General features: G+C 66.2%; 23 protein-coding genes, 1 tRNA gene and 1 pseudogene. 18 read left to right on the forward strand and 7 right to left on the reverse strand.

Annotated elements, in window-relative coordinates; translation table 11 throughout:
- Positions 1-21 precede the first annotated feature (21 nt).
- The 6 genes from DFQ14_RS17760 to DFQ14_RS17785 all read left to right on the forward strand — a co-directional run bounded on the left by DFQ14_RS17760 (position 22) and on the right by DFQ14_RS17785 (position 6,887).
- Entirely contained in the window at positions 22-975 is a 954-nt protein-coding gene (locus tag DFQ14_RS17760) for a Ppx/GppA phosphatase family protein (RefSeq protein WP_114454441.1), read from the forward strand.
- A gap of 208 nt (positions 976-1,183) precedes the next feature.
- A complete protein-coding gene (locus DFQ14_RS17765) occupies positions 1,184-2,836 on the forward strand; it encodes a peptide ABC transporter substrate-binding protein (RefSeq protein ID WP_179951607.1) in 1,653 nt (550 codons plus the stop codon).
- A 76-nt stretch (positions 2,837-2,912) separates the two neighbouring features.
- Positions 2,913-3,839: an ABC transporter permease gene (locus DFQ14_RS17770; RefSeq protein WP_114454443.1), complete on the forward strand. Its 927-nt coding sequence runs from the start codon at positions 2,913-2,915 to the stop codon at positions 3,837-3,839.
- A complete protein-coding gene (locus tag DFQ14_RS17775; protein WP_114454444.1) occupies positions 3,832-4,806 on the forward strand; it encodes an ABC transporter permease in 975 nt (324 codons plus the stop codon). The genes DFQ14_RS17770 and DFQ14_RS17775 overlap by 8 nt, the downstream gene beginning before the upstream one ends.
- Before the next feature lie 13 nt (positions 4,807-4,819).
- On the forward strand, positions 4,820-5,839 hold the full coding sequence (locus DFQ14_RS17780; RefSeq protein WP_114454445.1) for an ABC transporter ATP-binding protein: 1,020 nt from the start codon (positions 4,820-4,822) through the stop codon (positions 5,837-5,839).
- Complete coding sequence (locus tag DFQ14_RS17785) at positions 5,832-6,887, forward strand: ABC transporter ATP-binding protein (RefSeq protein ID WP_114454446.1); 1,056 nt, start codon at positions 5,832-5,834, stop codon at positions 6,885-6,887. Before DFQ14_RS17780 ends, DFQ14_RS17785 begins: the two co-directional genes overlap by 8 nt.
- A gap of 323 nt (positions 6,888-7,210) precedes the next feature.
- Here the strand turns inward: DFQ14_RS17785 and DFQ14_RS17790 are convergent, their stop codons facing one another.
- Entirely contained in the window at positions 7,211-8,002 is a 792-nt protein-coding gene (locus DFQ14_RS17790) for a DUF3800 domain-containing protein (protein WP_114454447.1), read from the reverse strand.
- Between the two features lie 644 nt (positions 8,003-8,646).
- Between DFQ14_RS17790 and DFQ14_RS17795 the strand changes: the two genes are divergently transcribed.
- Positions 8,647-9,591: an N-acetylmuramoyl-L-alanine amidase gene (locus DFQ14_RS17795; protein ID WP_158546718.1), complete on the forward strand. Its 945-nt coding sequence runs from the start codon at positions 8,647-8,649 to the stop codon at positions 9,589-9,591.
- A 120-nt stretch (positions 9,592-9,711) separates the two neighbouring features.
- Here DFQ14_RS17795 and DFQ14_RS17800 read toward each other — a convergent pair whose 3' ends face one another.
- On the reverse strand, positions 9,712-11,190 hold the full coding sequence (locus tag DFQ14_RS17800; RefSeq protein ID WP_114454449.1) for a S10 family peptidase: 1,479 nt from the start codon (positions 11,188-11,190) through the stop codon (positions 9,712-9,714).
- A gap of 79 nt (positions 11,191-11,269) precedes the next feature.
- On the opposite strand from DFQ14_RS17800, the gene DFQ14_RS17805 reads away from it, so the two are divergent.
- From DFQ14_RS17805 to DFQ14_RS17820, 4 genes are read left to right on the forward strand one after another with little or no spacing between them, the layout of a single operon-like run.
- On the forward strand, positions 11,270-12,040 hold the full coding sequence (locus tag DFQ14_RS17805; protein WP_276513333.1) for a uracil-DNA glycosylase: 771 nt from the start codon (positions 11,270-11,272) through the stop codon (positions 12,038-12,040).
- A 56-nt stretch (positions 12,041-12,096) separates the two neighbouring features.
- Positions 12,097-12,378 carry a type II toxin-antitoxin system RelE/ParE family toxin gene (locus DFQ14_RS17810; protein ID WP_114454451.1) on the forward strand — a complete coding sequence of 94 codons (282 nt, stop codon included), beginning with the start codon at positions 12,097-12,099 and terminating at the stop codon, positions 12,376-12,378.
- Between the two features lie 11 nt (positions 12,379-12,389).
- Positions 12,390-12,689 carry a HigA family addiction module antitoxin gene (locus DFQ14_RS17815; RefSeq protein ID WP_114454452.1) on the forward strand — a complete coding sequence of 100 codons (300 nt, stop codon included), beginning with the start codon at positions 12,390-12,392 and terminating at the stop codon, positions 12,687-12,689.
- 24 nt (positions 12,690-12,713) lie between these two features.
- Entirely contained in the window at positions 12,714-13,040 is a 327-nt protein-coding gene (locus tag DFQ14_RS17820) for a VOC family protein (protein ID WP_114454453.1), read from the forward strand.
- Between the two features lie 45 nt (positions 13,041-13,085).
- Here DFQ14_RS17820 and DFQ14_RS17825 read toward each other — a convergent pair whose 3' ends face one another.
- Both DFQ14_RS17825 and DFQ14_RS17830 read right to left on the reverse strand, forming a co-directional pair.
- Positions 13,086-13,385, reverse strand: coding sequence for a type II toxin-antitoxin system PemK/MazF family toxin (locus DFQ14_RS17825; protein ID WP_114454454.1), 300 nt, complete (start codon positions 13,383-13,385; stop codon positions 13,086-13,088).
- Entirely contained in the window at positions 13,385-13,621 is a 237-nt protein-coding gene (locus DFQ14_RS17830; RefSeq protein WP_114454455.1) for a ribbon-helix-helix domain-containing protein, read from the reverse strand. The genes DFQ14_RS17825 and DFQ14_RS17830 overlap by 1 nt, the downstream gene beginning before the upstream one ends.
- Before the next feature lie 461 nt (positions 13,622-14,082).
- On the opposite strand from DFQ14_RS17830, the gene DFQ14_RS17835 reads away from it, so the two are divergent.
- Together DFQ14_RS17835 and DFQ14_RS17840 are read left to right on the forward strand one after the other, a co-directional pair.
- Positions 14,083-15,405, forward strand: a complete 1,323-nt coding sequence (locus DFQ14_RS17835; RefSeq protein WP_114454456.1) for an NAD(P)/FAD-dependent oxidoreductase — start codon at positions 14,083-14,085, stop codon at positions 15,403-15,405.
- Positions 15,406-15,622: 217 nt separating this feature from the next.
- A tRNA-Leu gene (locus DFQ14_RS17840) sits at positions 15,623-15,696 on the forward strand.
- Positions 15,697-16,153: 457 nt separating this feature from the next.
- On the opposite strand, the gene DFQ14_RS17850 is transcribed toward DFQ14_RS17840, so the two are convergent.
- A complete protein-coding gene (locus tag DFQ14_RS17850) occupies positions 16,154-16,762 on the reverse strand; it encodes a class I SAM-dependent methyltransferase (RefSeq protein WP_114454458.1) in 609 nt (202 codons plus the stop codon).
- Positions 16,763-16,817: 55 nt separating this feature from the next.
- Here DFQ14_RS17850 and DFQ14_RS17855 point away from each other — a divergent pair, with 55 nt between their 5' ends.
- Positions 16,818-17,234, forward strand: coding sequence for a MerR family transcriptional regulator (locus DFQ14_RS17855; RefSeq protein ID WP_114454459.1), 417 nt, complete (start codon positions 16,818-16,820; stop codon positions 17,232-17,234).
- A 153-nt stretch (positions 17,235-17,387) separates the two neighbouring features.
- Positions 17,388-17,837, forward strand: coding sequence for a GNAT family N-acetyltransferase (locus DFQ14_RS22085; RefSeq protein ID WP_179951608.1), 450 nt, complete (start codon positions 17,388-17,390; stop codon positions 17,835-17,837).
- Between the two features lie 317 nt (positions 17,838-18,154).
- Here DFQ14_RS22085 and DFQ14_RS22435 read toward each other — a convergent pair whose 3' ends face one another.
- The gene (locus tag DFQ14_RS22435) at positions 18,155-18,298 is read right to left on the reverse strand and encodes a FitA-like ribbon-helix-helix domain-containing protein (protein WP_246195811.1); all 144 of its coding nucleotides are present in this window, start codon (positions 18,296-18,298) and stop codon (positions 18,155-18,157) included.
- A 55-nt stretch (positions 18,299-18,353) separates the two neighbouring features.
- Between DFQ14_RS22435 and DFQ14_RS17870 the strand changes: the two are divergent.
- A pseudogene (locus DFQ14_RS17870) lies at positions 18,354-18,524 on the forward strand (AAA family ATPase); the annotation flags it as partial.
- A gap of 168 nt (positions 18,525-18,692) precedes the next feature.
- Here the strand turns inward: DFQ14_RS17870 and DFQ14_RS17875 are convergent.
- Entirely contained in the window at positions 18,693-19,118 is a 426-nt protein-coding gene (locus DFQ14_RS17875) for an STAS domain-containing protein (RefSeq protein ID WP_158546719.1), read from the reverse strand.
- A 502-nt stretch (positions 19,119-19,620) separates the two neighbouring features.
- Between DFQ14_RS17875 and yidC the strand changes: the two genes are divergently transcribed.
- Both yidC and DFQ14_RS17885 read left to right on the forward strand, forming a co-directional pair.
- Positions 19,621-20,772 (forward strand): membrane protein insertase YidC, encoded by a 1,152-nt coding sequence (gene yidC, locus DFQ14_RS17880; protein ID WP_114454461.1) that lies wholly within the window; start codon positions 19,621-19,623, stop codon positions 20,770-20,772.
- Between the two features lie 150 nt (positions 20,773-20,922).
- The gene (locus DFQ14_RS17885; protein WP_114454462.1) at positions 20,923-21,726 is read left to right on the forward strand and encodes a Bax inhibitor-1/YccA family protein; all 804 of its coding nucleotides are present in this window, start codon (positions 20,923-20,925) and stop codon (positions 21,724-21,726) included.
- The last annotated feature ends 25 nt before the right edge of the window (positions 21,727-21,751 follow it).

A 21,751-nucleotide genomic window follows, 5' to 3' on the forward strand; every position in this document is an offset into this window, starting at 1 on the left:
ACGGCAGCGAGGAGGACGTTGATGCCACGGGTGGCGGCGATTGACTGCGGGACGAACTCGATCCGGCTGCTGGTTGCCGACGTGACGGTGCACGACGACGGCGCCCGCACGTTGCACGACGTCCACCGCGAGATGCGCATCGTGCGGCTCGGTCAGGGTGTGGACGCCACCGGGCGCCTGGACGACGAGGCGTTGCGCAGGACCCGCGAGGCACTCGCCGACTACGCCGAGACCGCGCGCCGGGAAGGTGCTCGATCCACGCGGATGGTCGCGACCTCGGCCACCCGGGACGCCGCCAACCGCGAGGACTTCTTCGCGATGGTGCGCGACACGCTCGGTGTGGACGCGGAGGTCATCACCGGCGAGGAGGAGGCGCACCTGTCCTTCGTCGGGGCGGTCGGCGACGTCGACCCGGCACAGGGCCCCTTCCTCGTCACCGATGTGGGTGGTGGCTCCACCGAACTCGTTCTCGGAAACTGGGACGGGGCGCACGCCGACATCCTCGCTGCCCGATCGGTGGACATCGGCTCCGTTCGACTCACGGAGCGTTGCCTGCACAGCGACCCGCCTCACTCGAACGAGCGGCAGGAGGCGGAGAAGGTCGCGCGCCGGGTTCTGGACGAGACTCTCGCCGATGTCGACGCTTCCCGGGCGCGGACCTGGGTCGGGGTGGCGGGCACGGTCACCACGCTGTCCGCCATAGCTCAGGAGTTGCCCGAATACGATCCGGGCGCGATCCACCTCTCGTGGCTCTCGCGTGCTCGGGTGGCCGAAACCGCCCGGTCGCTGCTGACCATGACGCGCGATCAGCGCGCCGCGCTCGGGCCGATGCATCCCGGCCGGGCCGACGTCATCGGTGGCGGGGCCTTGGTCGTCGAGATCCTGGCGGAGGAATTGGCCGAGCGCGCCGGGATCACCGGGATCACGGTCAGTGAGCACGACATACTCGACGGTATTGCCCTCTCCATCAGCTAGTTCTCGCCATGTGGGCACATATGCCCACCAAATGGGTGAAAAAGCTGCTGTATCGATACAGAATATGACGGATTTGTGACAGTCCATTGCCGTGAACTGGGTCTCCCTTATGTTTACGCCCGGCTGATTCGGCGGTGAACGAAGACCGTCGGCCTGGTGACCCCTGCGCTTCCCCGGCGGGGATCACGTGGAAAGCGGGAGGAAATTGATGCGCAAACGACGCATGGTCGCGCCTGTCGCGGCCACGCTCGCGGTTGGTCTGCTGGCCAGCGCCTGTGGTGGTGGCGGCGGTACCACCGAGGCAACCGGGACCCTCGAGGACCCGATCACGATGGAGTGGGGCAAGCCGGAGAACCCGCTCGTTCCCGGCAACACCACCGAGGTCAACGGCGGCAACGTCGTCGACGCCATATTCACGGGCCTGGTCCAGTACGACCCGAATACCTATGAGCCCGAGAACGCGATGGCGAAGTCCATCACTGCCTCGGACGACAAGAAGACCTACACGATCAAGCTCAAGCAGGGCTGGACCTTCCACAACGGTGAGGAAGTCACCGCCGACAACTTCGTCCGTGCGTGGAACTACACCGCCTACGCGCCGAACGGGCAGAAGACGGCCAGCTTCTTCGACAAGATCCAGGGCTACGACGAGGTGCATCCGGCCGATCCGGATGGCAACGGCCCGAAGGAAGCACCGAAGCCCACGACCAAGAAGATGTCCGGGCTCGAGGTCGTCGACCCGTACACCATGAAGGTCACCCTCAAGCAGCCGTTCACGATCTTCCCGTCGACCATCGGCTACAGCGCCTTCTCGCCGCTGCCGGACATGTTCTTCGAGAACAAGGAGAAGTTCGAGAAGAACCCGATCGGTAACGGCCCGTACAAGTTCGAGAAGCGCACTCCCAACGAGAGCCTCACGCTGACCAAGTACGACAAGTACAAGGGCGAGCGCAAGGGCACAGTCGAGGCGTTCCAGTTCAAGGTCTACAACAAGCTGAGCACGGCTTACCAGGATCTCAAGTCGGGCAACCTGGACTTCATGCGGCAGATGCCGGTCTCGGCGCTGACCGACGGCCGCTGGAAGCAGGAACTCGGTGACAACGCCATCACGGCCGAGGCCATGAAGGTCACTCCGCTGTCGTTCCCGCTGTACCAGGAGAAGTTCCAGGACCCGAACCTGCGCAAGGCCATCTCGATGGCCATCGACCGGAAGTCGATCGTCGAGAACGTCTTCTCGGGCACCCGCAAGCCGCTGCGTGGCTGGGTCTCCCCCTCGGTGGATGGCTTCGTACCGAACCAGTGCGGGCAGTGGTGCCAGTACGACCCGGCCAAGGCCAAGGAGTACCTGAAGAAGGCAGGCGGCTTCGAGGGCACCCTGACCATCGCCAGCAATGCCGACGGCGGCCACGAGGAGTGGGTCAAGGCCGTGGCGGGCAGCATCCGCGACACGCTGGGCATCAAAGCGGTTTACAAGCCGATTCCGACCTTCAGCGAGTTCCGCTCGAAGATCGTCGCCAACGAGATGACCGGGATGTTCCGCTCCGGTTGGGTGGCCGACTATCCGAGCATCCAGAACTTCCTGGCGCCGATCTTCACCAAGGGCGCGTCCTCGAACGACAGCACGTACTTCAACCCGGAGTTCGAGAAGCTGATGAGCCAGGCCAACCAGGCGCCGACCGTCGAGGAGGCCAACAAGCTCTACGCTCAGGCGGAGAAGCTGCTGGCCGAGGACATGCCGAGCGTGCCGGTCTACACGCAGGGCATCCAGGCAGGCAAGTCGGACCGCCTCGCGGAAGCCGTGGTCACGCCGCGCCGTTCGCTCGCCCTGACCACCGTCAGGGTTGCGGACTCGCAGCAGTGAGCTAAGTGACACCGGCCCGGTCCGCCGTCGCCACAAGTGACGGCGGACCGGGCGTGTCCTTGTCGAAGGAGGTTCGGTGGGTCGTTACATACTGCGGCGACTGCTGCAGTTGATCCCCGTGTTCATCGGAACAACGTTCATCATCTATGCGCTCGTGTGGGCGCTGCCCGGTAATCCTTTCGCGGGCAAGTGTGGCGCTCGTAGTTGCCCACAGGCCTACATCGACAAGATGACCGAGCAGTACAACCTCAACGAGCCGGTCATCGTGCAGTACTTCTTGTACCTCGGAAAGCTGCTCACCGGGAACTTCGGTGAAACCTACTCCGGCACCGAGGTCGGTACGCTGATCCAGAACGCCTACCCGGTGACGGTCAAACTGGCGCTGGTCGCGCTGATCATCGAGGGTGTCATCGGCATCGCGGCCGGCGTGTTGACCGCACTGCGCGGCAAGGGGTTCCTGGACAATCTGGTCCTGGCTTCCACGCTGGTTCTGATCTCGGTACCGGTCTTCGTGACCGGCTTCATCTTGCAGATCGTGCTGGGGGTACAGCTCGAATGGATCCAGCCCTCGGTCGGTTCGGATCCCACCATCGGCGAGCTGTTCGTGCCCGGGTTCGTGCTCGGCAGCCTGTCCATGGCCTACATCGCGCGCTTGAGCCGGACGGCCATGATGGAGAACAAGCGAGCGGACTACATCCGCACGGCCACGGCCAAGGGACTCGCCCCGCGGCGTGTGGTCGGAATTCACATGCTGCGCAACTCGCTGATCCCGGTGATCACCTTCATCGGTACCGACTTCGGTGCCCTCATGGGCGGTGCGATCGTCACCGAGGGCGTGTTCAACATCCACGGCATCGGTGGACTGATCTTCGAAGCGATCATGCAGCAGGAAGGCACCACCGTCACCGGAGTGGTCACCCTGCTGGTGATCGTCTACCTGCTGATGAACCTGCTCGTGGACATCCTCTACGCGGCTCTCGACCCGAGGATTCGATATGACTGACACCGGCGAAGCACAACGGAGCATCGGCAGCGCCGGAGCAGCGGCGCAGGCCACGGTCGAAGCGCAGGACAAGGCATCGTCGACCAAGACGGAAAAGCAGCGCGGCCTGTGGGGCGATGCCTGGCGGGATCTGCGGCGCCGCCCCCTGTTCATCGTTGCGAGTGCCATCATCCTGTTCTTGCTGGTGATGTCGGTATTCCCCGGTCTGTTCGCCTCGACTGATCCGAATGTGCAGATTTTGGACAAGGCACGCGACGACCCTTCCGCGGAGGCCTGGTTCGGCTACGACCACCTGGGACGCGACATCTATGCCCGGGTCGTCTACGGCGCTCGCGCCTCGATCATCGTCGGGGTGCTGTCCACGGTGCTGGTCGTGCTGCTCGGTTCCGTCGTCGGAGTGATCACGGGCTATGCCGGGGGGAAGACCGACAGTTTCCTGTCCCGGTTCGCCGAGATCTTCCTCGGTCTGCCGTTCGTGCTCGGGGCCATCGTGATCCTGTCGGTGTTCAACGCCGGTGTGGCGGGGACCCCCAGCTCGACTCGGATCATGACTCAGGTGATCGTGACCATCGGGGTGCTGGCTTGGCCGATCTGCATGCGGATCATGCGGTCGGCGGCGATCGCGGCCAAGCAGCAGGACTACGTCAAGGCCGCCAAAGCTCTGGGTGCGAGCCACTCGCGCATCATCTTCAAGCACGTGCTGCCGAACTGTCTGGCCCCGGTGATGGTCTACGCCACGATCGCGCTGGGCGGCTTCATCGGGCTGGAGGCGACCCTGTCGTACCTCGGACTGGGGCTGAAGTACCCCGTCGTCTCCTGGGGAATGATGATTTCTGTATCGCAGCAGTACATCGTCAGCACCCCGCACATGCTTGTGTTCCCGGCGCTGTTTCTGATCGTGACGGTGCTGGCGTTCGTGATGCTCGGTGACGCCGTCCGCGATGCGCTGGACCCCAAGCAGAAGTAGAAGGAGGACCGCAATGTCCGCTGTGGACAACAGGGGTGGCGGCTCTCCGGAGTCGCGCCTGCTCGAGGTCGAGGACCTGCACGTGGAGTTCCGCTCCAAGGACGGCACGGCCAACGTGCTCAACGGCGTGAGCTACCACGTCGACGCGGGGGAGACGCTGGCCGTGCTCGGCGAGTCCGGCTCCGGCAAGAGCGTCACGGCCCAGACCGTGATGGGCATCCTGGACACCCCGCCCGGTTTCGTCACCGGAGGTTCGATCCGCTACCGGGGCGAGGAGATGCTCACCGCCGGCGAGGAGCGGCGCCGCGAGCTGCGCGGCGAGAACATGGCGATGATCTTCCAGGACGCGCTGTCGGCACTGAACCCGGTGTTCACCGTCGGTTTCCAGATCGCCGAGCAGTTCCGGTTCCGCCGGGGCATGTCGCGCAAGGACGCCATGGCCAAGGCGGCCGAGATGCTCGACATGGTCAAGATCCCCAACGCCAAGCAGCGCGTGAAGGAGTTCCCGCACCAGTTCTCCGGTGGCATGCGCCAGCGCGTGATGATCGCGATGTCGCTGGCCCTGGACCCGGACCTGCTCATCGCCGACGAGCCCACCACGGCCCTCGACGTCACCGTGCAGGCCCAGATCATGGATCTGCTCGACGAGTTGCGCCGCGAACGCGGGATGGGGCTCATCCTCATCACCCACGACCTCGGCGTCGTCGCCGAGGTCGCCGACCGCATCTCGGTGATGTACGCGGGCCGAGTCGTGGAGAAGGCCGACGCCCACTCGCTGTACAAGCAGCCGGGCCACCCCTACACCGAGGGGCTGATGGAGTCCATCCCGCGACTGGACATGAAGGGGCACGAGCTGGCCAGCATCCAGGGCCTGCCGCCGACCCTGACGAACATCCCGCCGGGATGCCCGTTCCACCCCCGCTGCCACCGGGCCGAGGACGCGTGCCGGGAGAAGGTGCCCGAGTTCCACGATCTGGGGCTGGGACGTGCCAGCGCCTGCCACTTCGCCGAGGAGCTGATCAGCCGTGACTGAAGCGAGCGCAGAACCGATCCTGCAGGTGCGCGATCTCGTCAAGCACTTCCCGGTGACTCAGGGCGTGGTGTTCAAACGCACCATCGGCCACGTCCGGGCGGTCGACGGGGTGTCGTTCGACCTCCACAAGGGCGAGACCCTCGGTGTGGTCGGCGAGTCCGGTTGCGGCAAGTCGACGCTGGCTCAGGTGCTGATGCGGCTGGAGCAGCCGACCAGCGGCACGGCGCTGTTCGAGGGCGAGGACATGTTCGCCAAGAAGGGCGCCGATCTGCGCAGGCTGCGCCGCGACATGCAGATCGTGCTGCAGGACCCCTACACCTCGCTGAACCCGCGCAAGACCGTGGGCGACATCGTCGGGGAGCCCTTCGAGATCCACCCTGAGGTGGCGCCGAAGGGGGAGCGGCAGCGCAAGGTGCAGGAACTGCTCGACATCGTCGGGCTCAACCCCGAGCACGTCCACCGGTACCCGCACCAGTTCTCCGGCGGGCAGCGCCAGCGCATCGGCATCGCCCGGGCGCTGGCGCTGAAGCCGAAGGTGATCGTCTGCGACGAGCCGGTCTCCGCGCTGGACGTCTCGATCCAGGCGCAGGTGATGAACCTGCTGGGCGAGCTGCAGTCGGAGTTCGGGCTGTCCTACATCTTCATCGCCCACGACCTGGGTGTGGTGCGGCACCTGTCCGACCGGGTCGGGGTGATGTATCTGGGCAAGATGGTCGAGACCGGAACCGAGGACCAGATCTACGAGCACCCGCAGCACCCCTACACCCAGGCGCTGCTGTCCTCGGTGCCGGTGCCCGATCCGACCCTGCGGGACCGGCGCGAGATGATCCGGTTGTCCGGGGACGTGCCGAGCCCGGCGAACCCGCCGTCGGGGTGCCGGTTCCGCACCCGCTGCTGGAAGGCCACGGACCTCTGCGCCGAGCAGCAGCCGGCGCTGGAGATCCGCCGCGAAGGCGGGCAGGTCGTCGGTGACGAGTTGAGCACCGACGGGAACGCCCACCCGAGTGCCTGCCACTTCGCCGAGGAGCGCCCCCACGTCGTCGCGTGAGGTGCGGTGACAGCGCTGTGGCGTGACGACGCTGTGGCGCGCCGTGTCGAGCCAGCGGCCCGTTTGCCCGTCGAGAACGGGCGAACGGGCCGCTTCTCGCGCGCCCCGCGGCTTCACACGAACAATCTATTTGACTCTTGGGCACAGCGAGAGATAATGGAACCGTCAGCACCAGAAGTTGACACGGCCCGGGCAGCAAGAACCCGGATAGCCAGCCGGAGCCTCCAAGGGGTTGCGAGGATGCGCCGGAACCGGGAAACCGGATCCCTCCGCCTGTGAGGTGGTTGTGGCCCCTCGAGCCCACTTGGGGGTTTCGTCTGTGTTCAGCAAGCCTGATGCAGAGCGCGCCACCAGCATCGGTTCGTGATGTAATCCTCTTCGCCGATCACCTTGATCCCCCTACCGAGTAGGGTGCCATTGTGTCGGCGAAGCTGGTGACCGCACTGGACCAGCAGTTTGGCGCAATCGTGGTCATTCGGGGCGCCTGTTAGCGCGAGGTTGAGCATGCCCGCGTAGATGTCGGCAAGCTGGATGCCATCGTAAGACGATGTGCCGTACCACTTGGGTGGCCAAGCCACATGTTCCCGGGGCACAGTCAACGATGATGACTGCGCTCGGACCAGGTTGAGGTAGTTGATCGTCGCTTTGTGATCCATGTGCCTGACCGAGCCGAGTCGCATGACGGCCAGCCGGGAACCGCTCGGCCAGTCGCGTGCCGCCCAAGCGATTCGTTCCATCAAAAGCCGTGTCGTATAGTTGTAGAATTTCGGCGCATCGCTGCGTAGGGCAGCTTCAAATGTGATGGTTTCTTTGTGCGCGATGACGTGAATGACTTTCACGTCTGCGATATTGGCGAGCATGCCGGCAGCAAGTTCGCGACGGTCGGAATGCTTGGCCTTGAAGTGCTCGGTCCAGTGCAGCGGCCGCGATGTTCCCACGACATAGCGTAATCCTCCGGCGACGGCCCGAGCTTGCGGTATTCGCTCCTGTGGAATGATGAGAGCGGTCATGGCGGGGAACGGAGAGGATGTCTTGCTGAAGCCGCGATCGCCGGTTTCGTCGACGTAGACCTCCAGTTTGGGTAATTTGCCGGCCCATGAGGGAGTTTGCGGCACCGGAGGCCAGGTGTTGCCCTCGAAGGTCGATAATTACACACCAGCTCCTTCCGGCTCGCCCAATGTGTCACCGAGAAATGATCATAGCTCACGCTGAGTGCGTGCTACGTACCCAGGACAAATCTGTTTGGGTGCAGGGGCACCGAGATTCCCCGGGGCTCGGCGAGGCGAGGCAAGTCACCGAGGCCCGAGGTGACGACAGGAGCCACGAGTTGGCGCGCGGTAACCACGGCGAGTGCCTCCGCGACGTCCGAGGCCCCCGCCTTGCCACAGGCCGTGCCCACCGGACGGGGTCGGATTCGGTGTTCTCGGCGTTTCCGTCGCCGACTGTTTCCGCGCCTGTGTTCGGTTGTTCGCCGGCCGGTGCGATTTCCGAGTGATCCCCCGAGGACATCGGGAAGGTGTTGAGCAGGAAAAATCACTCAACGGGCGGATGTGCTCCGGTGATCAGGGCTGCCAGCATTTCCGGTACCGAGGCAATACTGCATTCGGCGGCGGGTATGCGGGTCCGATCGGAGGAGGACGCCCATGGCCGAGCAGCACCCGGACCACATCGACGCCCCGCGCGGAGCACTGCGCGACGCGGAACCGACCGAACAATCAGAACTGGACCGGTTGTCCACCGAGTACCGCGAGGTGGACTGATGGGACAGTGGTTCAACCGACCCGGCTCCAATCTGGCCACCGTGGCGCGCGACACCGGGTACCCCGTCGTCGAGGTGCCCGGATGGACCACCAGAGGGCACGGCCCGCTCGGCAACCACGTCGGCGTGGTGGTGGCTCACCACACCGCAGGGCCCGAGCCGGAGCAGACCAGCAGCAATTATCCCAGTCTCGACGTCGTCACCCACGGCCGTCCGGGGCTTCCCGGGCCGCTGTCGCACTTCGGGATCGGCTACGACGGCACCGTGTACGTCATCGCAGCCGGATTGGCCTACCACGCCGGGCGCGGCGGTTGGGCCGGTTTCAGCGGCAACTCCACGGCGCTGGGAATCGAGGCCGAGGATTCCGGTGACGGGGACTGGACTCCGCAGCAGCTCGACGTCTACCCGCGGCTGGTGGCCCGCACCTGCCGGTTCCTCGGCATCAGCGCTGCGGGCGTCTGCGCGCACCGCGAATGGGCGCCGAACCGCAAGATCGACCCTGCCGGCATCGACATGGACGCCTTCCGCCGCCGGGTCGCCGACTATCTCGCGCATCCCGAGACCATTCCCAAGGAGGACGACGTGAGCGCCGACGAAGTCTGGAACAAGGAACTCCTGCTGTGGCACGCGTCCAACCCTGACCGGGAGACCATGCCCGCCTGGCAGCAGCTGCACCAGGCACGGGCCTACTCGATGCTGGCGTTCCACCGCTCCCAGGCCACACTGGACGCGGTGAACCGGTTCCCGCAGATGCTGGAGGCGGCCGGGCACACCGACCCGCAGGCCGTGGCCGAAGCGCTGCGCCCCGTCATCGCCGAGGCGGTCGGTCCTGTCATCGAGGGCGCGGTGGCCGATGCACTCGGGCAGGACAACGCCGCCACGGCCGAGACCATCGTCGACCGCATCGCCCAGCGTCTCGCCGGTGAGCAGACCTCCGGTGCCTGATGAATTCCCTCAACCGAGCGGCGGCCGTGTCGATCACCATGGCGGTGGCCCCGGCCGCCGGGGCACCGAGCATCGGACCGGTACCCCGGCCGGGTCCGTTCGGGCTTGCTTACCGCCGGATCACCGGGCCAGGAACTCGGCGAGGTCGGCGGACTGCTTGATGCGCGAGGGCTCGTGCACGTACATCATGTGCCCCGCCGGGTAGTAGCGGACGTCGATGTTGTCCCGCAGCTCGCGGGGGATCGTCAGCCGCGCGAGCGTGTGCTCGGCCGCGAAGTACGGCGTGGCACCGTCGGTGTGTCCGCAGCTCACCTGCAGCCGCAGGTACGGGTTCGCCCGCATCGCGGCGGAGAGCTTGTCGGTCACGGCCACCGCACTGCCCTCGAACTCCTTGTACGACCACGGGTGCACCCGGGTGCTGATCACCTCGTACGGCAGGTCGTTGGCGTAGCCCAGCTCCGCGCGCAGGTAGTGATTGATCGCCGCGGAGTAGGCGCCGATGATGCCGGAGACGCTCGGGTCGTCGGTGAAGTGCTCGCCGCCGGCGTCCGGTTCCCACCCGGTGAACCGCCCGTCCATCCGGCCCACGGTCCGGCGCCGGTCGCGCAGCAGTTCGGTGAAGAACCGGATGTGCTCGATGCGCAGGTCGACGCGGTCCACGTAGTCCTCGGACAACCCGGTCAGTGCCGCCGTCCGGCGCACCATGTCCCCGCGCTCGGAATCCGACAGCCGCGCGCCGCGCGCGAGCGCCCACGGGTAGTCGCGCGCGGCGAACTCCTCGGCCTCGTCGAGGACCTCCCGCAGCGGGCGGTCGCCGTGCTTGCCGTGGTGATGCGCGATCGCGGCGTAGGTCGGCAGGAACAGCGAGTAGGGCAGGTCGTTGCCCTCGGTGAACCGGATGGTGCCCATGTCCAGCACCGCCGAGATCAGCAGCAGCCCGTTGAGATACATCCCGTAGCGGGTCTGCAGGTGCTCGGCCAGGGCGGCCGCGCGCAGCGTGCCGTAGGACTCGCCGGCCAGGTACTTCGGCGACATCCAGCGGTCGTGGCGCGTCGTCCACAGCCGGATCAGCTCGCCGACGGACTCGATGTCGCGCTGGTAGCCGTGGAAGTCGCCGGGGTCGCCGCCCTTGATCGCGCGCGAGTAGCCGGTGGAGATGGGATCGATGAACACCAGGTCGCTGTGTGCCAGCAGTGTCTCGGGGTTGTCGGCCAGCCCGTACGGCGGTGGCGCGAGCTGACCGGCGTCGCCGGAAAGCACCCGGCGCGGCCCCAGCAGGCCCAGGTGCAGCCAGGTGCTCGAAGCGCCGGGGCCGCCGTTGAACGCGAAGGTGACCGGGCGGCTGCCGGGTTCGGCGGTGTCGACCGTGTAGGCGGTCACGAACATCTCGGCCTTGGCCACGTGGCCGTCGAACGTGCCGTCGGTGTGCGCCTCCTCGCGGAGAACGACGCGGCCCGTGGTGGCCGTGTAGGACAGTTCGGTGCCCTTCGCGGTGATGGTGTGATGCGTGGTGACCAGGTCGTCGGCCGGTTCGGCCGGGGTCGTGGTCTGCTTCTTCTCGGACTCGTCGGTTTTGCCTTGTTCCGCACTGGCTGACATGGCCCGAACCTTACTGTTCCCGGGCACGAGGATTCGATGGCTTGATGCGGACGATCCCGCGTCTGTCAGGGTGGAAGCCGTGACTGAGGTGATTTCCGAGTTGGTCGCCGAGCCGATCGAGGCCCCTGCGCAGGCTGCGGCCACCGCCCGCGACCTCGGCGAACTGGACTCCCTGGTCGCGCACTGCACCGCCTGCCCGCGTCTGGTGGCCTGGCGCGAGGGAGTCGCGCGGGAGAAGCGTGCGGCGTTTCGCGGCGAGCAGTACTGGGGCAGGCCGGTTCCGGGGTTCGGGCCGACGGACGCCTCGATCGCCGTGGTGGGCTTGGCCCCGGCCGCGCACGGCGCGAACCGCACCGGCCGGATGTTCACCGGTGATCGTTCGGGAACCGTGCTCTACCAGGCGCTGTACGACGTGGGGCTGGCTTCGCAGCCGGACTCCCACAGCATCGGCGACGGTCTGGAACTGTACGACACGCGGATCACCGCGCCCGTGCGCTGCGCGCCCCCGGCGAACAAGCCGACCCCCGACGAGCGCGACGCGTGCCGCCCCTGGCTGGCTCGTGAGCTGGAGCTGCTGCGCCCGACCCTGCGGGTCGTCGTGGTCCTCGGTGGCTACGGGTGGCAGGCGCTGCTTCCGGTGCTCGGTGCCTCGGAGTGGCGGGTGCCCCGTCCGCGCCCGAAGTTCGGACACGGCGTGCACGCGCGGATTCCCGCCACCGACGGAGGCGCCGATCTGGACCTGCTCGGCTGTTACCACGTCAGCCAGCAGAACACCTTCACCGGCAGGCTCACCCCGCCGATGTTGCGGGAGGTGTTTCAGCAGGCCAAGGAGTTGGCGGGGGTGGCGTGAGGTCCGGCAGCGCCAGCGCATAACGCTTGCCGTTATTAACGTGGTACGTTAAACTCATGCTGCGATCTTTCGCCGACAAGGAGACCGAGCGTGTATGGCAACGACGCCGTTCACGGGTCCTCGATCCGAATGTTCAGCGGGCTGCTCTGCGCAAGCTCGTCATCCTTGATGCTGCGGAGGCAGTGGAGGATCTGCGGACTCCCCCTGGTAACCGGTTGGAGAAGCTGAATGGAGATCGAGTCGGCCAGTACAGCATTCGGATCAATCAGCAGTGGCGCATCTGCTTCGAGTGGACACCGGCTGGTCCCGAGAACATCGAGATCGTGGACTACCACTGAAGGGAACGAGGATGTCTGACGAGTACGTCATGCCTCCGATTCATCCGGGGGAGGTCCTGGCCGAGGAGTACCTGGAACCGTTCGGCGTGACCCAGCACCGTCTCGCCGTCGCGATCGGTGTTCCGCCGCGACGGATCAACGAGATCGTGCACGGCAAACGCGGTGTCTCGGCCGACACCGCACTGCGGCTCGCGCGCTTCTTCGGCACGTCCGAGCGGTTCTGGCTCAATATGCAGTCGCGCTACGACTTGGAACGTGAGCGGGACTCCCTCGCGGACACATTGGGCCGCATCCAACCGCTGTTCGCGTGACGGAGGGTGTATACAGCATCCGTGATGCCTGCGCGAAGTTTCGAGATCTGTATCGATGCCAACGATCCCGACTCGCTGCGTCGGTTCTGGAGCGTGGTGCTGGGTTACGTTGAGCAGGTCACGGCCGAGGAGGCTGTGGATCTGGTCGATCCTTCCGGGCGGGGGCCGACGGTGTGGTTTCAGCGGGCCGCCGAACCCAAGACCATGAAGGACCGCGTTCACTTGGACCTTCGGGTCTCGAACGCGGACCGCCAGACGTTACACCTTCACCGGCAGGCTCACCCCGCCGATGTTGCGGGAGGTGTTTCAGCAGGCCAAGGAGACGGCGGGACTCGATATGTGACTGTGTGAGGGCACAGTTACTCGCCGTGGATTCTGCTGTGAGCCACTTTCGACTCACTCGAGGTCGAAGGCGGAGCGGATGGCGGCGGAGAGTGCGGCCTCCTGCGCCGGGAACAGGTAGCCGAGATGGCGGCCCAGCGCCGACTTGGGCACGGTGACGATGCTGTCGCAGCTGACCACGCTGTCGTGGTCGAGCCCGTTCGCGGAATTGACCGGAACCTCCGTGGACAGGCCCCGGATGGTGCTCGTGATGGGCGCGACGGAGACCCGTGTGAGATGGGGAAGGACCAACTCACGAGTCAGGAGCAGCACCGGGCGAGTCTTGTCGAGACGTGCGCTGTGGATCGGCCGCATCAGTCGAGGTCGTCCATGGGGACACGTGCGGCGTGGTCGGCGAGGCTGTCGAGATCGGTGTCACTGTTCGCCTGGGCGAGGATGGCAGCGTCCCGTGCGGCGACTTCTCGCCTGCGCTGACGCTCCAGCGCGTGCGCGACGAAGTCCGCTCTGCTGGTGGCTTCGCCATGTTCGACGTGCTCGTCGATGAACTCGACGAGGGCATCCGGAAGCCGGACGGCAATCTGCTTGGTCATACCAAAATGGTACCAGTGTGGGATGCATCCCAGTGGGATTTCGGTCGGGGTCAATCGGCCGGAACCGGCTCGAGACCGCGCGGTGCCGATCATCGGACGTCGCCGTCGCGCCGGTCGCCGGTGAACTCGCCGAAGAGAGCCGGCGGGACCGTGCGGGGAAGGACGTGGATGCTCTCGTCGTTCCTCTCGGTGCACGCGATACCGGCCGGGGCGAGCACCGACGATGGTCCCCGCTGCAGGATTTCGCCATCGAAACCCGCTGTGTCCGAAAGGCCGGAAAGGAGATTCCGTCGCCGAGTGGAAAGCGGTGCTTTCTGTGCGGGTGCGGAACGGGACCGCGCGGCCACCCGTTGTTTCGAACCGGACGCAACAAGGAGAAGTGAGCAACGACACCAGCGACGAGTATCACAGTAAGGGGGTCTGTGCGGTGATCGCCGAAATACCGGTGCGAGCATGGAGATATGGCTGATAAATCCGATCCCACCCGGATTCTCATCATCGGTGGCGGCTACGTCGGTATGTACACCGCGTTGCAGCTCCAGTCCAAGCTGGGCCGCCGTGAGGCTTCGGTGACGGTCGTCGATCCTCAGCCGCACATGACCTACCAGCCCTTTCTACCGGAAGCGGCGGCGGGCAATGTCGAGCCCCGTCACGTGGTGGCACCACTGCGTCGGGTCCTGAAGCGGTGCCATGTGCTGACCGCACGTGTCACCGCGGTCGACCAGGCGGAGCAGCTCGTCACCATCGAGGGCTCGGAGGGCACCGTGGACACCCTCGGCTATGACGTGCTCGTCGTCGCGCTCGGCTCGGTTTCGCGGCTGCTTCCGATACCGGGGCTGGCCGAGCAGGGTATCGGCCTCAAGACCGTGGGCGAGGCGATCTACCTGCGCAACCATGTGTTGGCGAAGATGGACGCCGCCGCGAACACATCCGATCCCCAACTGCGCGAGCGGTTGCTCAACTTCACCTTCGTCGGTGGGGGCTATGCGGGGACCGAGGCGCTCGCCGAGCTGGAGGACATGGCTCGCTACGCCACCCGCTACTACGACAACATCTCCCCGGACGACATTCACTTCACCCTCATCGAGGCCGCCGGGCGGATCATGCCCGAGGTCAGCGAGAAGATGGGTGTCTACACCGTCAAGGCTCTCGAAGAGCGGGGCATCAAGGTCTACCTGAACACCTTCCTGAAGTCGATCGAAAACGGGCATGCCGTCCTTTCGGACGGAACCGAGTTCGACACCGACACCCTCGTGTGGAACGCGGGTGTGAAGGCCAACCCGGTGCTGAAGAACACCGATCTGCCGCTGGACGAGCGCGGTCGGGTCAAGGCGACCTCGCACCTGCGGGTCGAGGGCCTGCCGAACGTGTGGGCAGCGGGAGACTGCGCGGCGGTGCCCGACCTGTCCAAGACCGAGCAGGACCCGAACGCGACCTGTGCTCCTTCCGCCCAGCACGCGGTGCGCCAGGCCCACCAGCTCGCCAAGAACGTGCTCGCGAGCCTGCGCGGGAAGAAGACTCACGAGTACCGGCACGCCAATGCGGGCTCGGTGGCCGGGCTCGGCCTCTACAAGGGTGTGGCCGACGTCTACGGGTTCAAGGCCAAGGGCTTCCTGGCGTGGTTCATGCACCGCACGTACCACGTGAGCAAGATGCCGACCTTCAACCGCAAGGCACGGGTACTGATCGACTGGACCCTGGCGCTCCTGTTCCGCCGCGACGTGGTGTCGATGGGGCAGATCCAGGATCCGAAGGCGGATTTCGAGCGCGCCGCTTCCAGCTGAGTTGCTTCGGGCGGGGGCACCGTCGCGGGTTGGTCCGGTGAGGGTGCCCCACGCAGGACCGGGATGCCGGTTGCTCCGCTCGGCGGTTTCCCTTCGGACGCAACCGCGGGCATGCTCGATACGTCCGAAGGGAGACCGGCGGCCGTTGCCGTGGGCGGCCGAACCGGTCGGCCACCGCAGCTCCGTGCAGCGGGCCCCGCAGGTGGTGGAGTGCAGCGCCCCCGTAGCCCAACCGGCAGAGGCGGACGACTTAAAATCGTCGTAGTGTGAGTTCGAATCTCACCGGGGGCACCGAGCCAACCAGGAAAAACAGCGGCCACCCGAGGGGGTGGTCGCTGCTTCGTCTCAGTTCTCGTTTCAGCACGTGGCAGCGTATCGCCGAGGCATTGCGGATCGATGCCGAGACCGGTGAACCGGTGGAGATTACGACGGTGGGGATCGACTCCAACAGTGTGCGCGCCCATCAGCACGCGGCCGGTGCTCCGCACGAGGCCCCGGCCGAGCAGGATCAAAGGGGGGCCGCTGAGCAGGGTCGACCGCGAGGGGCGGGAGGCGCCGTGGCCACTCGCTACGACTGACTACCTCTACCAAGGCACCCTGGCCGTAGCCAGCATCCGCACCTGGCTCCGCGACCTCTCCACAAGTCGAGAGCGCCTTCGGCAGGGACCCGGTTGCACGGCGTGACGCGGTTGGGATCCCTTCCGGACGTACGGCCAGGGTTCCCGCAAGTCATAGTCAGTTGACGGCGTCAGTACCGACGCCGGGCTCGGAAGACGGTGTCGTGGGTGTGCTGTGTGCCAGCGGGGGTGGGGGTGGTTCGCAGCCGGGTCTCGTTGGCCTGGACGGACCAGTTGTGGTCGAGGAGCTTGGCGATGTCGTCGGGTTGGTAGTAGTCGTTGGGGTCGAACCCCTCTTCCGGGTGTGGGGAGAGGTCGGCGGGGTCGTGGCTGGCGAACAGCAGGGTGCCGCCGGGGGCGACGGCGTCCAGCAGGCCACGCAGCGCGGTGTGGTTCGGCTGGTGCCTGAGCGGGAAGTACTGGACGGAGACCAAGTCGAACGCGCCGGCCTCGGGCGGGGTGGTGGTCAGGTCGGCGCGTGTCCACACCACGCAGCCTTCCATGTCTACGTCATGTTGCGCGTCAGCAGCGCGTTGCAGCGCGGTCGGAGAGATGTCGACCGCGGTGACCTGCCAACCGTGTCGGGCCAGCCAGAGCGCGTCGGCGCCCTCACCGCATCCCACATCAAGTGCTCGTCCTGGCTGCAGGTCGGTGACCTCGGTGACGAGCACTCCGTTGGGGGAACCGCTGAAGACCTGGCCACGGCTGCGATACCGGTCATCCCAGAACTGGGCGTCCATCGTTCTCTCCTCGGGCTCGGTTGCGTTCGCACCCAGGTTGCGAGTTCATGTCGACATGAAGTCAAACGCTACGTCCTGGTCCATCGGTGAGATCGCCGACCGTTTCGGACTCGGTACCCATGTGCTCCGCCACTGGGAAGACGTCGGGCTACTCAATCCCGTCCGCAGCGGTGCCGGACGGCGACGATTCGACGAGTCCGACGTGGTCCGTGTCGCGGTCATCATCCGCAGCAAGGCAGCCGGGATGAGCCTGGGACAGATCCACGCTCTCCTCGATGGTCAGGTCGCCGATCGTCGCGAGGTGCTCACCGCGCACGTCCAGGATCTCGACCGCCGGATGGATGAGATGGCTCACTCCCGACAAATGACGCTGCACGCCCTGGACTGCCGCGCCCACGACATCGCCACCTGCCCCAACTTCGCGGCAGGTGTCGCCGACATCCTCGCCCGCACAACCCCGCCATCGGCCTGAGTTGGCCCGCGCTCTCAAAGCCACGGCCGGTGTCCATCGCTGACGCTGTAGCTGGTTATGACCTTTCCGTAAGACGATCGGTTGCGGACAGAACCGAACTCTCGACCGAAAACGACGTGCCAGCGGAGTCTCTGGGTTGGCAGGATTTGTCGCGTGGAGTGCCTGGTCGAGCTACAGCCCGACGACGCGGGGGAGGTGCTGACGCTGCAGCGGGCCGCGTACGTCACCGAGGCGCAGGTGTATCGAGATCCGGATCTTCCGCCGTTGCTGCAGTCGCTTGAGCAGGTCACTGCTGAGCTCGCCGCCGAGGCCGAGCACGCCGAATCGACCCGCGATGCCGAGCTGGCTTACCAGCGGCGCCGCCCCAGTGGTGGGCAAGCGGTCTACGGTCTGCGGCTGCCCACCGAGCGCATCGCTCAACTGCGTCGACTGGCCGAGGCGCGCGGCATCGAACCCAGCGTGCTCGCCCGAGGATGGGTGATCGAGCAACTGGACCGCGCCGAAGCCGGCAACCGCGATCCCGGCGCGGACCGCTGGGAACATGACCTCCGCGCCACCGCCGAGCACCTCCGCGAACTACTCGACGAACGCCCCGGAGCATGAGCCAACCACCGCATGAATCCGTGGATCCTCTTGCGGACGTACGACCCACTACCTGCTGGACTCCGTCGCAGCGACCGGAGGCAGGGAGACAGCGGACCGCTCATCGCGCGTTGAGATCGCCATAGAAGCGCAGGCAGACGGCTTCCAGGGTATCCCTCGACGGCGGCGAGCACGTCGATGACCGCCGCACTGTCGACGACGATCACGCGTCGTCCCGGTGTTGCAGCTGCTCGTCCCGCTCCGTGCGGGCCGTGTTGAGGCTTTCGAGCGCCGACGCACCGGCGCTTTCGGCTCGCCGGGCGGCACGCTCCAACACTTCAACCGACCGTTGTCCGCTCCGTCTCCCGAGCGATGAGCTCGAGCATGTAGGCGTTGAGTGACTCACCTCGTGCCGCCGCCCGCGCCTTGAGTGTGCGCCGCGCCTCATCCGGAACGTTCCTGATCTGCAATAACGAACTCATGTATACATAGTGCATTACTGTCAATACAGCATGCACGTATGAGTGGGGGTCACGGATGGACGGCCTGAACACCGCCGATCGCTTCTTCGTGGTCACCGGCGGGCCTGGCGCAGGCAAGACCGTCCTGCTGGACCGTCTGCGGCAAGGCGGCTTCGCCGCCACCGGCGAAGTCGGCCGCGGCATCACCCGAGACCAAGTCGCAATCGGTGGCCGGGCTCTGCCCTGGGGGATCGGACATAGCCTGCGGACCCGCCGAGGCGGAACCGCTTCCGTGCACGGATCCGCTCCCTTGTGGGCTCGTCCGCAGTGGCGGAAGCTCGGTAGGCGGAGAGCCGCTCACGGCGCTGTGAGATCGCCGTTGACGAGTCCGCAGGCAATGTCCGGATGGAGGCCGCTACGGTGCTGCCACAACCGGGGTGTCGGTCTCCTCGAGGTCGGCACGGCAGGTCAGCATGCTGCGGGTGTCGGTGATCTCGAGGAGGCGCAGCACCTCGGCGGAGGCGCCACCGGTGAGCAGAACCAGCTCCTGCTGCCGGGCACGCGCCTGCTCGTTCACCTCGAGAAGGACCCGCAGCCCCGAGGTGGCCAGGAAATCCAGTCCGGCGAGGTCACAGACCACGGTCCCGCTCGAGGTGTTCAGGCATTCCCGGAACACGCGGGCCGCCTTCGGCGCCCCGAGCAGATCGAGTTCGCCGCTCAGGTGCAGCAGCACCCGATCGGTGCCCTCCTGGACGCGGCACGACAGGCGCTCCGTCTCATCGGCGAGATGCTCGCGTACGTGGTCGACTGCGGACAGGTGGGTGTGTGGCGCCTTCGGCATCGAAAAAACTCCCATCCAGCTTCGTTGGAGCCGTCCGGTCGGGGCGGCTCGGTAGCGGAAACTTGATGGGCTGTGTGCTCAACCCGCTCCCCACAGTAGTCGACGATCACAAATCGGCAACGAATGGCGTGTCGCACGGCTCGAGTGGTGACCGATCACCCCGATGTGGTAGGCCATGGCGCTGCCGGTGCGTAGACTGGACGGGGCGATGGGCAGCGGCGGCGTCTGCGTGGCCCCGTTTCGCCGTGTCGATGTGCCGCTGCTGCAGTTCCTTGCTCCACCACGGCGTGCCCAGCCCGGTTGTGGCCGCGTGGGTGCCCGGCCGTGGCCACCGCTCGTGTCGCACGGCCGCTCCTCGGTCGTCTCCGTGTGCGGAGGCGACCCGTGCTTGGCGGCGAAACGCCTCGTGGCACCCTGGTGGGGCTGCCGTGCCCACAGGATCGGGACGGCTGTGCAGGTGCGGCCCGGAAGTGGATTCCGGGCGATGACCAGGAGTGGTTGAGTGTTCGACTTTATCCTCTATCCCGTGTCGGCCATTCTGTGGTTCTGGCACAAGGTGTTCGGCTTCATGCTCGGGCCGGACAACGGCTTCGCCTGGGCGCTGTCGGTGTTCTTCCTGGTGTTCTCCCTGCGCCTGCTGCTGCTCAAGCCCGCGCTCAGCCAGATCCGAGCCGGCCGCCAGATGCAGAAGTTCGCCCCGCAGATCCAGAAGCTGCGGGAGAAGTACAAGAACGACCGCCAGAAGATGGCGCAGGAGATGCAGAAGCTGCAGTCCGAGCAGGGGGTCAACCCGCTCGGCGGCTGCCTGCCCGCGCTGGTGCAGATCCCGGTCTTTCTGAGCCTGTTCTACGTGCTGCGCGGCTTCAAACCGGGCAAGGACAGCAACTACATCTTCGGCCAGAGCGGCGTCGACTCGTTCCTCAACGCCGACATCTTCGGTGCCAAGCTGGGGAACTGGATCACCCAGCCGACGGCGGAATTGCAGGAGTTCGGCACCAGTCGCCCGGAGATGATCACCGTCGGCATCCCGCTGATGATCGTCGCCTCGGCCGCGACCTACTTCACCATGCGGATGTCGGTCAAGCGGCAGAACGATGCCACGATGGCCAACCCGCAGGGCGCCATGATCGGCAAGGTCATGATGTACCTGGCGCCGATCGGTACGTTGATCTCGCCGTGGTTCCTGCCCATGGCGGTGGTGCTGTACTTCATGGCCAACAACCTCTGGACTCTGGGCCAGCAGCACTTCCTGACCAACAAGGTCGACCGCGAGGAGCAGCGGGAGAAGGAGCGCGAGCTCGCGGCGAAGAAGGAAGCTCCCCGCCCCAAGCCCGGCCAGAAGCCGGGGCAGCCTGTCGGCGACCAGGCCTCCGCCGTCAGCGGCGACGAGGCCACGCAGGTCGAGGGGAAGGGTGCCACGGAGGTTGCCGGTGCGCCCTCGGCCAACGGCAGCGCCGGCGGTGGTCAGGGTTCCGACGGTCAGTCCGGGGGCAAGGCGAACGGCAAGGCCGCCGGCGCAGGCAAGGCGAACGGCAAGCCCACCGGGAGCCCGGCGGGAAAGCAGGGCGGAAAGCCGAGCGGCAAGAAGGGGCAGCAGAAGAACCGGCCCGGCAAGCAGACCGCGGCCAGGAAGAGCCAGAAGAAACGGCGCTGACGCCGGCCGTGGAGCCGGTGGGACAAGGTTCCGGTAGCGGCGGGGATTGACCGGCAGTTGGGGTAAAATCCTTTTTACGCGATACGGGAACCGACCGGCGGGTTCGGTCGTTGTTACCGGTGACGGCGCACGCACGCCCAGGAGGATGAGTTGCGCACAACGAGCAACCCTGCGTTCAAGAACCTGCCGAGCGGTGGGTACGCGAACTTCAACGCAGGTCAAACCCAAAGTGCCGGTTTCGGCACCGGCTTCGGTCAGGCGCCCGCTGCCCCGCAGCAGACCGGGCGTCCGATGACCATCGACGACGTGGTCACCAAGACGGCGACGACTCTGGCCGTCACCGTCGGCACCGGTGCCGCGACCTATGTCGTGGGTGGTGCGGCCGCGATGGCGCTGGCGCTGCCCGCCGCACTGATCGGGTTCGTGCTGGCCATGGTCGTCATCTTCAAGAAGAAGGTGAGCCCGGCGCTGGTCATCGCCTATGCGGCTGTCGAGGGCGTGTTCCTCGGCGGGATCAGCTACCTGTTCGGCAACGTGGTGACCGACAACCCCGGCATCATCATGCAGGCGATCGCGGGCACGGTGGGTGTCTTCGCGGCCATGCTGGTCGTCTACAAGACCGGTGCGATCCGGGTCACGCCGAAGTTGACCAAGTGGATCATCGGCGCGCTGGCCGGTGCTGTCGTGCTGATGCTGCTCAACCTGATCTCGGGTTTCTTCGTGTCGGGTGGCTTGGGGCTGCGTGAGCCCACTCCGCTCGGCATCGGCTTCAGCCTGCTGGTCATCGGTATCGCCGCGTTCAGCTTCCTGCTGGACTTCGACGCCGCCGACAAGGCCATCAAGGGTGGGGTGGACGCCAAGTTCGCCTGGTACGTCGCCTTCGGCCTGATGGTCACCCTGGTCTGGCTGTACCTGGAGATCCTGCGGCTGCTGTCCTACTTCCAGAACGAGTAGTCCACCGGCCCTCGCGGCTCCGGCG

Source organism: Halopolyspora algeriensis, from assembly GCF_003337235.1.
GTDB classification, from domain to species: domain Bacteria; phylum Actinomycetota; class Actinomycetes; order Mycobacteriales; family Pseudonocardiaceae; genus Haloactinomyces; species Haloactinomyces algeriensis.